The sequence below is a fragment of the Inquilinus limosus MP06 genome, assembly GCF_000767795.1.
GTDB classification, from domain to species: Bacteria; Pseudomonadota; Alphaproteobacteria; order DSM-16000; family Inquilinaceae; genus Inquilinus; species Inquilinus limosus_E.
The window spans coordinates 1-9517 of the sequence record NZ_JANX01000210.1; the positions used below are offsets into that span (position 1 = coordinate 1).

9 protein-coding genes are annotated in these 9517 nt (G+C 69.5%); 8 read left to right on the forward strand and 1 reads right to left on the reverse strand.

Annotation, left to right across the window (positions count from 1 at the left end):
• Positions 1-1272, reverse strand: a 1272-nt coding sequence (locus P409_RS17035) for an MFS transporter (protein ID WP_034839879.1), incomplete at its 3' end; no start/stop codon positions are given.
• A 124-nt stretch (positions 1273-1396) separates the two neighbouring features.
• On the opposite strand from P409_RS17035, the gene P409_RS17040 reads away from it, so the two are divergent.
• The 8 genes from P409_RS17040 to mobB all read left to right on the forward strand — a co-directional run bounded on the left by P409_RS17040 (position 1397) and on the right by mobB (position 9378).
• The gene (locus P409_RS17040) at positions 1397-1846 is read left to right on the forward strand and encodes a MarR family winged helix-turn-helix transcriptional regulator (protein WP_034839882.1); all 450 of its coding nucleotides are present in this window, start codon (positions 1397-1399) and stop codon (positions 1844-1846) included.
• A complete protein-coding gene (locus P409_RS17045) occupies positions 1843-2205 on the forward strand; it encodes a nuclear transport factor 2 family protein (RefSeq protein ID WP_034839885.1) in 363 nt (120 codons plus the stop codon). Before P409_RS17040 ends, P409_RS17045 begins: the two co-directional genes overlap by 4 nt.
• A gap of 41 nt (positions 2206-2246) precedes the next feature.
• The gene (locus P409_RS17050; RefSeq protein WP_202964696.1) at positions 2247-2576 is read left to right on the forward strand and encodes a hypothetical protein; all 330 of its coding nucleotides are present in this window, start codon (positions 2247-2249) and stop codon (positions 2574-2576) included.
• A 122-nt stretch (positions 2577-2698) separates the two neighbouring features.
• A complete protein-coding gene (gene uvrB, locus P409_RS17055; RefSeq protein ID WP_081991573.1) occupies positions 2699-4924 on the forward strand; it encodes an excinuclease ABC subunit UvrB in 2226 nt (741 codons plus the stop codon).
• 4 nt (positions 4925-4928) lie between these two features.
• Positions 4929-5729: an SDR family oxidoreductase gene (locus P409_RS17060; protein WP_034839888.1), complete on the forward strand. Its 801-nt coding sequence runs from the start codon at positions 4929-4931 to the stop codon at positions 5727-5729.
• 534 nt (positions 5730-6263) lie between these two features.
• Positions 6264-8177 (forward strand): excinuclease ABC subunit UvrC, encoded by a 1914-nt coding sequence (uvrC, locus tag P409_RS17065; RefSeq protein WP_152613423.1) that lies wholly within the window; start codon positions 6264-6266, stop codon positions 8175-8177.
• 76 nt (positions 8178-8253) lie between these two features.
• Complete coding sequence (pgsA, locus tag P409_RS17070; protein ID WP_034839890.1) at positions 8254-8871, forward strand: CDP-diacylglycerol--glycerol-3-phosphate 3-phosphatidyltransferase; 618 nt, start codon at positions 8254-8256, stop codon at positions 8869-8871.
• A gap of 6 nt (positions 8872-8877) precedes the next feature.
• Positions 8878-9378 (forward strand): molybdopterin-guanine dinucleotide biosynthesis protein B, encoded by a 501-nt coding sequence (gene mobB, locus P409_RS17075; protein ID WP_034839893.1) that lies wholly within the window; start codon positions 8878-8880, stop codon positions 9376-9378.
• Positions 9379-9517: the final 139 nt, after the last annotated feature.

Here is a 9517-nt window from a genome sequence, read left to right on the forward strand (position 1 = left end):
GGTGGCGACGCAGCCCAGCACGGCGATCCCAAGCGCGCCGCCGAACTCCGCCCCGGTCTCAGAGATCGCGGCGGCCGACCCCGCCCGCTCCGGCGGCGCGGCGCCGACGATCAGGTCGGTGGTCAGGGTGAACACCGGCGACAGCCCGGTGGCGAAGACCACCGCGGCGACGGCCAGCAGCGCCGGGCCGGAGACGTGGTCGACCAGCGTCAGCGCCAGGAAGCCCAGCGCCGCAAGCAGCAGCCCGCCGGTCATCAGCACCACCGGCCGGGTGCGGCGCAGCGCCATCGGGGTCAGCATCGACCCGGCGACGAAGGCCAGCGACGAGGGCAGCGTCCACAGCCCGGCCTCGAGCGGCGACAGGCCCAGCACCAGCTGCAGGTACTGCGCCACGAACAGGAAGGTACCGAACACGGCGAACAGGCCCAGCACGTTGACCGCCAGCGCCGCGGCGAAGCCCGGCGACCGGAACAGCCGCAGGTCGATCAGCGGGTCGGCCAGCCGTGCCTGGCGGCGGATGAAGACGGCGCCGACCGCGAGGCCGGCCAGGATCCACAGCAGCGGCGGCCAGCCCGGCCCGTGCTCGGCCAGCGCCTTGACGCCATAGATCGCGGCCAGCACCGCCACCAGCGACAGCGCGGCGCTGGCTAGGTCCAGCCGCCCGGCCTGCGGGTCGCGGTATTCCGGCAGCAGGATCGGGGCGACGATCAGCAGCAGCCCCATCACCGGCACCGCCAGCAGGAACACCGACCCCCACCAGAAATGCTGCAGCATCACGCCGCCCAGCAGCGGGCCGATGGCGCCACCGATCGAGTAGCTGGTGACCCAGACGCTGATGGCGACGGTGCGCTGCCCGGGGTCGTGGAACATGTTGCGGATCAGCGACAGGGTCGATGGCGCCACGGTGGCCCCGGCGACGCCCAGCAACGCCCGGGCGGCGATCAGCGTCTCGGCGCTGTTGGCGAAGGCGGCCAGCAGCGAGGCCAGGCCGAACACCGCGGCGCCGATCATCAGCAGCCTGCGTCGGCCGATGCGGTCGCCCAGCGTGCCCATGGTGATCAACGACCCCGCCACCAGGAAGCCGTAGATATCGACGATCCACAGCAGCTGCGCCGCGCTGGGCCGCAGGTCCTCGGTCAGCGTCGGCACCGCCAGGTTCAGCACCGTCAGGTCCATGGAATAGAGCAGGCAGGGCAGCGCGATCACGGCCAGGCCGATCCATTCGCGGCGCGTCGCCCGCGGGCCGGCGGTCTCGGGCGTGTCCTCCGGCATGTTGAATAAACCATTCGGTTAAGTGATTGCCCGTTGGATAGCGGAGCGGGCGAGGCTCTGTCAAGCCGCCGGCCGGCGATCAAATTGATAGACATCGAATGATTCGATATCTATATATCTGCTCATGCGATCGACCCAGACACCGATCGGGCTGCTGCTGGCCCAGACCGCCAAGACGGTCAGCCGCGCCTTCGACGACGCCCTGGCCGAGGCCGGTGGCTCGCTGCCGACCTGGCTGGTGCTGATGTCCCTGATGCGCGACGGCCCGCTGGGTCATGGCGAGCTGGCCGAGCGGGTCGGGGTGCAGGGGCCGACCCTGACCCATCACCTCGACGGGCTGGAGCAGCGCGGCCTGGTGCGGCGCGACCGCCCGCCCGGCAACCGCCGGTCCCAGCTGGTCAGCCTGACCGAGGCCGGCACGGCGATGTTCCACCGGCTGCGCCAGGCGGCGCAGGCGCATGACGGGCGGCTGCGCCAGGGCCTGGCCGCCGAGGATCTGGAGCGGCTGCGCGGCCTGCTGGCCCGTCTCTCCGCCAATGTCTCCCCCATCACCGCAGGAGGATCCGACCGATGACCGCTGACACGCTCTGGCAGGACTGGGCCCGGGCCGAGGGCCGGGCCGACACCGAGGCGCTGGACCGGCTGCTGACGCCGGAATTCCGGGGCGTCGGGCCGGTCGGCTTCGTATTGGACAAGGCGAAGTGGCTGCAGCGCTTCGCCGACGGGCTGGTGCATGAGTCGATCGCGCTGGAGGAGGTCGAGACCCGGGCGCAGGACGGCGCAGCCGTCGCCATCGGCGTCCTGACCCAGGCCGGCCGCTACCGCGACCACCGCACCGACGGCCGGTTCCGGGTGACGCTGATCGCCCGCCGCCTGGCGGAGGGCTGGAAGCTGGACGGGCTGCATCTCAGCCCGATCCGGCAGCCGGGTTGATGGCGCCCGGCCCGGTCCGCGCGATGCTGGGAGCGGAGGCGATGGCCTTCGCCCTCGCCTCCCTGATCCATCGCGGCGGGCTGCTGCCCGGCTATGCCCATGGCGCGGCGGCGACGGCGGAGACCGTCATCGCCGCCGTGCTGCTGGCCGGGCTGGCCCTGTCCTGGATCCTGCCGCGCCGGATCAGGGCGATCGGCTTGGCCGCCCAGGGCTTCGCCCTGCTCGGCACCCTGGCCGGACTGGCCGCCATCGCCGGCGGGGTCGGCCCGCAGACGGCGCTCGACCTCGCCTATCACGCGATCATGGTCGCGGCGCTGGCCGCCGGCCTCGCCGCCCTGGCCAGGGCCGGAGGGAGACACGCGGCGGTTTGACGGCTTGTTCCCGCTGTGTTCCAATCCCATCTCAGTGGTGTTCCTGCCGCCGACCGACCGCATCCCGCTTCGCCTCGTCGGCGGCCCTTCCCCTCCGCCCTGGCCGGACCGATAGTAGCGACATGAGCTCGGCGCCCCTCCTCTCCCCCACCCCGGCCTCGCCGCGCGGCGAGACCTCCCCGGTCGTCATCCATCGCCCGGCCCTGCCGGAGAAGGATCGGTCGACCCCGTTCAAGCTGGTCTCCGACTACAAGCCGGCCGGCGACCAGCCGACGGCGATCGCCGAGCTGGTGGCCGGGCTGGAGCGCGGCGAGCGCGACCAGGTGCTGCTCGGTGTCACCGGCTCGGGCAAGACCTTCACCATGGCGCATGTGATCCAGACGCTGCAGCGCCCGACTTTGGTCCTGGCCCCGAACAAGACCCTCGCCGCGCAGCTCTACGGCGAGTTCAAGAGCTTCTTCCCGGAGAACGCGGTCGAGTATTTCGTCAGCTACTACGACTACTACCAGCCGGAGGCCTACGTCGCCCGCACCGACACCTATATCGAGAAGGAAAGCCAGATCAACGAGCAGATCGACCGGATGCGCCACGCGGCCACCCGGGCGCTGCTGGAGCGGCACGACTGCATCATCGTCGCCTCGGTGTCCTGCATCTACGGCATCGGCGACGTCGAATCCTACAGCGAGATGACCATCCCGCTGGAGGCCGGGCAGCGGCTGAACCGGCAGGTGCTGCTGAAGCATCTGGTCGACATCCAGTACCGGCGCAACGACACCGCCTTCGGCCGCGGCACCTTCCGGGTGCGCGGCGACACGGTCGAGATCTTCCCCGCCCACCTGGAGGACCGCGCCTGGCGCATCTCCTTCTTCGGCGACGAAATCGATTCGATCCATGAGTTCGACCCGCTGACCGGCGAGAAGTTCGCGGCGCTGAAGCAGGTGCGCGTCTACGCCAACAGCCACTACGTCACGCCGAAGCCCACCTTGCTGCAGGCGATCAAGGGCATCCGCGAGGAGCTGAAGGAGCGGCTGGCCGAGTACAACGCCAACGGCAAGCTGCTGGAGGCGCAGCGGCTGGAGCAGCGCACCCAGTTCGACCTGGAGATGATGGAGGCGACCGGCAGCTGCGCCGGCATCGAGAACTATTCCCGGTACCTGACCGGCCGGGCCGCGGGCGAGCCGCCGCCGACCTTGTTCGAGTACCTGCCCGAGGACGCGCTGCTGATCGTCGACGAGAGCCACGTCATGGTGCCGCAGGTCGGGGGCATGTTCCGCGGCGACCGGGCGCGCAAGGACATCCTGGCCGAATACGGCTTCCGCCTGCCCTCCTGCCGCGACAACCGGCCGCTGAAATTCGAGGAATGGGACGCGATGCGGCCGCAGAGCGTCTTCGTCTCCGCCACCCCCGGCAACTGGGAGATGGAGCGCACCGGCGGCGTCTTCGCCGAGCAGGTGGTGCGCCCGACCGGGCTGATCGACCCGCAGGTCATCATCCGGCCGACCGCGACCCAGGTCGACGACGTCATGGCCGAGTGCCGCGACTGCATCGCCCGCGGCCTGCGCGTCCTGGTCACCACCCTGACCAAGAAGATGGCCGAGGCGCTGACCGAGTACATGACCGAATCGGGCATCAAGGTCCGCTACATCCATTCTGACGTCGAGACGCTGGAGCGGATCGAGATCATCCGCGACCTGCGGCTGGGCGTGTTCGACGTGCTGGTCGGCATCAACCTGCTGCGCGAGGGGCTGGACATCCCCGAGGTCGGGTTGGTGGCCATCCTCGATGCCGACAAGGAAGGCTATCTGCGCAGCCGCACCTCGCTGATCCAGACCATCGGCCGCGCCGCTCGCAACATCGAGGGCCGCGCCATCCTCTACGCCGACAATATGACCGGCAGCCTGACAGCGGCGCTGGAGGAGACCAACCGCCGGCGCGAGAAGCAGCAGGCCTACAACGCCGCCCACGGCATCACCCCGGAAAGCGTGAAGAAGCAGATCGGCGATATCCTCGACAGCGTCTATGAGCGCGGCGACCGCGTCACCGTCTCGACCGGCGACAGCGGCGTGAAGCACCTGACCGGCAAGTCGCTGCAGGAGCATATCGGTGACCTGGAGAAGCGGATGCGCGAGGCCGCCGCCAACCTGGAGTTCGAGGAAGCGGCCCGGCTGCGCGACGAGATCCGGCGGCTGGAGACGGCCGAGATGGAGCTGGACCAGGGATCCGGCATCATTGTCCATGCCCGCGTCGGCTCGCACGGCCATGCCGCGGCGCTGGAGGGCGTGCCGCTGTCGATCGCCAAGCCCACCGAAAGGCCGCGCAAGGGCGGCCGCCGCCGCAAGGGACCGTGAGCCGATGAGCCCAGCAGACCGTCCCCGGCCGCCCACCGGCACGGCCGAGCCGCGCGTCGCCGTCGTCACCGGCGCCGCCAAGCGGATCGGCCGGGCGATCGCGCTCGACCTCGCCCGGCATGGCTGGCGGGTGGCGATCACCTATCACAGCTCTGCCGACGAGGCGGCGCAGACGGTGCGCGACATCGAGGCAGCCGGCGCGCATGGCCTGGCGATCCGGGCCGACCTGACGGACGAGGCGCAGGTCGAGGCGGTGATGCCGCAGGCGGCCGAGGCGCTCGGCCCGGTGTCGCTGCTGGTCAACAACGCCTCGGCCTTCCGCATGGACACGGTGGCGACGGCGACCCGGGCCAGCTGGGACGAGCATCTGGAGACCAATCTCCGCGCCCCGCTGGTGCTGACCCAGGCGATGGCGCGGCAGCTGCCGGCGGACTGGCCGGGCAACGTCGTCAACATCCTCGACCAGCGGGTGTGGAACCCCACGCCCTATTTCTTGTCCTACACCGTGGCCAAGATCGGGCTGTGGACGCTGACCCGCACCCTGGCGCAGGCGTTGGCGCCGAAGATCCGGGTCAACGGCATCGGCCCCGGCCCGACGCTGAAAAGCGACCGGCAGAGCGAGGAGCATTTCGCTTTGCAGTGGGATGCCGTGCCGCTGCGCCGGCCGACCGCGCCGCAGGAGATCTGCGACGCCATCCGCTTCATTTTGTCCGCCCCGGCGATGACCGGGCAGATGATCGCCCTGGATGGCGGTGAGCATCTCGGCTGGGCCCAGCCGAGCCGGGGCATCGTGCCCCTGGAATGAGCAGCCAGGATAGCGATGCCGAAGCGCCGCACATCCAAATTATCTCAAATTCGCGACCGAACCGCCTTGACCCTTGTGCTGGGCCGGAGCAGCACCGTGACACCCCTCTCCTGCGCCCGGTCGCCGCAGGGCGACTGCTGTGCGGAAGCCGCTACCGCCTTGGATTTCCTGGCCTCGCCGTCGCACCGCGACCGGAAGTTGTGCACAGGCGAAATCCGAATCGGAGAGGTCCGACATTTTCCGGCTCGCACATAGTGTATGATGCTTCTGTTTCAACTTGACTTGGATTTTGTCTATATTTTTCAATGAACTAGCTTTTTTGCCTATTTTTTGAGCAAGATCGATGACACTTAGGCGGCGCCTCGGTTGGCGCAATCTCAAGGCCAGTTCCCCACAAAGTTATCCACAGATTCGGTGGATATCACCGAAGCGTCATTCCCCTGCCCGGCCGACTCACCTGGACGTTCACGATCCGGTCTGGACGCGGCGCCCGGACCGGTCGACATTGCGGCCATGAGCGATACCCTGACCGACATGCATCCCGACGCCCCACCACCTGAGCGCCCGAAGCCCTCGGGCCGCGCCCGGACGCGGGCGCACAGCATCGCCGACGGGGTCGCGGTGATCCAGGCGCATCTGCGCACCCTGCCCAGCTCGCCCGGCGTCTATCGGATGCTCGACGAGGACGGCAACGCGCTCTATGTCGGCAAGGCACGCAACCTGAAGAAGCGGGTCTTCGCCTACACCCAGACCGGCAAGCAGCCCGCGCGCCTGCTGCGCATGATCGCCGACACGGTCGCCATGGAATTCGTGGTGACCCGGTCCGAGGTCGAGGCGCTGCTGCTCGAAGCCAATCTGATCAAGCGGCTGAAGCCCCGCTACAACGTGGTGATGCGGGACGACAAGACCTTCCCGCACATCATGATCTCGGGCGACCATGCCTTCCCGCGCATCGCCAAGCACCGCGGCGCCACCGGGGCCAGCGGCCAGTTCTTCGGCCCCTTCGCCTCGGCCGGGTCGGTCAACCGCACCATCACCGCGCTGCAGCGCGCCTTCCTGCTGCGCAACTGCTCGGATTCAGTGTTCTCGACCCGCAGCCGGCCCTGCCTGCAGTACCAGATCAAGCGCTGCACCGCCCCCTGCGTCGGCTATGTCACCGAGGCGCAGTACGCCGAGCAGGTGGCCAATGCGGTCGACTTCCTGAGCGGCCGCAGCCAGGCGGTGCAAGGCCGGTTCGGGGAGCAGATGATGGCCGCCAGCGAGCGGCTGGATTTCGAGCAGGCGGCGCGCTGGCGCGACCGCATCCGCGCCCTGACCAATGTCCAGTCGCATCAGGACATCAATGTCGAGGGCATCGGCGACGCCGACGCGCTGGCGATCCACGAGGCCGGCGGCCACAGCTGCATCCAGGTGTATTTCTTCCGCGGCGGCCGCAACTACGGCACCCGCGCCTATTTCCCCAGCCACGACAAGGCGGCGGAGAAGGCCGAGATCCTGGCCGCCTTCCTGGGCCAGTTCTACGACACCAACCCGCCACCGCCGTTGATCCTCCTCAGTGACGAGGTCGCCGAGGAAGCGCTTCTGTCGGAGGCGCTGACGCTGAAGGCCGACCGCAAGGTCGAGATCGCGGTGCCGAAGCGCGGCGACAAGCGCCGGCTGATCGACCACGCGCTGAACAACGCCCGCGAGGCGCTGGGCCGCCGCATGGCCGAGAGCGCGACCCAGGCGGTGCTGCTGGAGGGCGTGGCCCGGGTGTTCGGGCTGGATGCGCCGCCGCGCCGGATCGAGGTCTACGACAACAGCCATCTCGGCGGCACCAACGCGCTCGGCGCCATGATCGTCGCCGGGCCGGACGGCTTCATCAAGGGCGCCTACCGCAAGTTCAACATCAAGGGGCCGGTCACCCCGGGCGACGACTACGCGATGATGCGCGAGGTGCTGACCCGCCGCTTCGCCCGCGCCCTGAAGGAGGACCCGGATCGCGAGCAGGAGGGCTGGCCGGACCTGGTGCTGATCGATGGCGGCCAGGGCCAGCTGACCGTGGTGCGCGAGGTCTTCGCCGAGCTCGGCATCACCGATGTGGCGCTGGTGTCGATCGCCAAGGGGCCGGACCGCGACGCCGGGCGCGAGCGTTTCTTCATGGCCGACCGTCCACCCTTCAGCCTGGAGCCGAAGGACCCGGTGCTGTACTTCCTGCAGCGGCTGCGCGACGAGGCGCACCGCTTCGTCATCGGCGGCCAGCGCACCCGGCGGGCCGGCGACATCACCAAGTCGCCGATCGACGAGATCGCCGGCATCGGCCCGCGCCGGAAGAAGGCGCTGCTGCTGCATTTCGGCTCGGCCCGCGCCGTCAGCCGCGCCAGCCTGCAGGACCTCGAGGCAGTGGACGGCATCAGCAAGGCCGTCGCCGGCCTGATCTACCGACATTTCCACCCCGATGCGGCCTGACCGGACGAATTTCAAGGTCAGGCTCCGGGGCGCCATGTGCTAGCGTTCGGAAGCCCCTGAAGTCAGTGCCGTCGCCATGGTTACCAGCCTGCCGAACCTCCTGACCTACTCGCGCATCGCGGCCATTCCCGTGCTGATCGCGCTGTTCTACGTGCCGGCCCCTTGGGCGGCGTGGACCTGTCTCGTCATCTATGCCGCCGCCGCGATCACCGATTATCTCGACGGCAAGCTGGCGCGGGCCTGGAACGAGACCTCGCCGATCGGTCGGCTCTTGGACCCGATCGCCGACAAGATGCTGGTCACCGCCGTGCTGTTCATGCTGGCCGCCTTCGACCGGCTGCAGGGCTGGTCGGTGATCCCGGCCGTGGTGATCCTGCTGCGCGAGGTGCTGATCTCCGGCCTGCGCGAGTTCCTGGCCGGCATGAACGCCCGCGGCCTGCCGGTCACCGCGCTGGCCAAGTGGAAGACCACGATCCAGATGCTGGCCATCGGCTTCCTGATCGTCGGCGACACCGGCACGCGGGCCTTCGACGGCAAGCTGCCGGTGACCGAGATCGGCATCGCCGGGATCTGGGTGGCCGCGGTGCTGACCCTGGTGACCGGCTGGAGCTATCTGCGCGAGGGCGTGCGCCAGGCCATCACCGAGGACCCGCGCAGCCCGCCCCCGGCCAAGGCTGCCGGCACCTTCGGCTGATCCCTCATGCGCGTGCTCGGCATCGCCGGCTGGAGCGGCAGCGGCAAGACGACGCTGCTGGCGAAGCTGATCCCCGTGCTGATCGGCCGCGGCCTGACCGTCTCCACCATCAAGCACGCCCATCACGATTTCGATGTCGACCAGCCCGGAAAGGACAGCTGGCGCCACCGCGAGGCCGGGGCGACCGAGGTGCTGGTCTCGTCCGACCGGCGCTGGGCCCTGATGCATGAGCATCGCGGCGCCGCCGAGCCGCCTCTGGCCGAACTGCTGGCGAAGCTGGAACCAGTCGATCTGGTGCTGGTGGAGGGCTTCAAGCGCGAGACGCCCCCGAAGCTGGAGGTCTGGCGGGCCGCGACCGGCAAGCCGCCGCTGCATCCCGAGGACCCCAGCATCGTGGCGGTGGCCAGCGACGGGCCGATCGCCGACCCGGCCCGGACGCGGCTGGACATCGACGATATCGAGGCGATCGCCGATTTCGTCGCCGATTTCGCCCGCAAGGCCGGCTGAGCATGACCCGGCTCCCGGATGACTGCTTCGCGCTCGGCGACCGGCTGCTGTCGGTCGAGGAGGCTTTGACCGAATTCCGGTCCCGGCTGGCCGTGGTGGCCGAAGCGGAGACCGTCCCCCTCGCCGCCGCCGAGGGTCG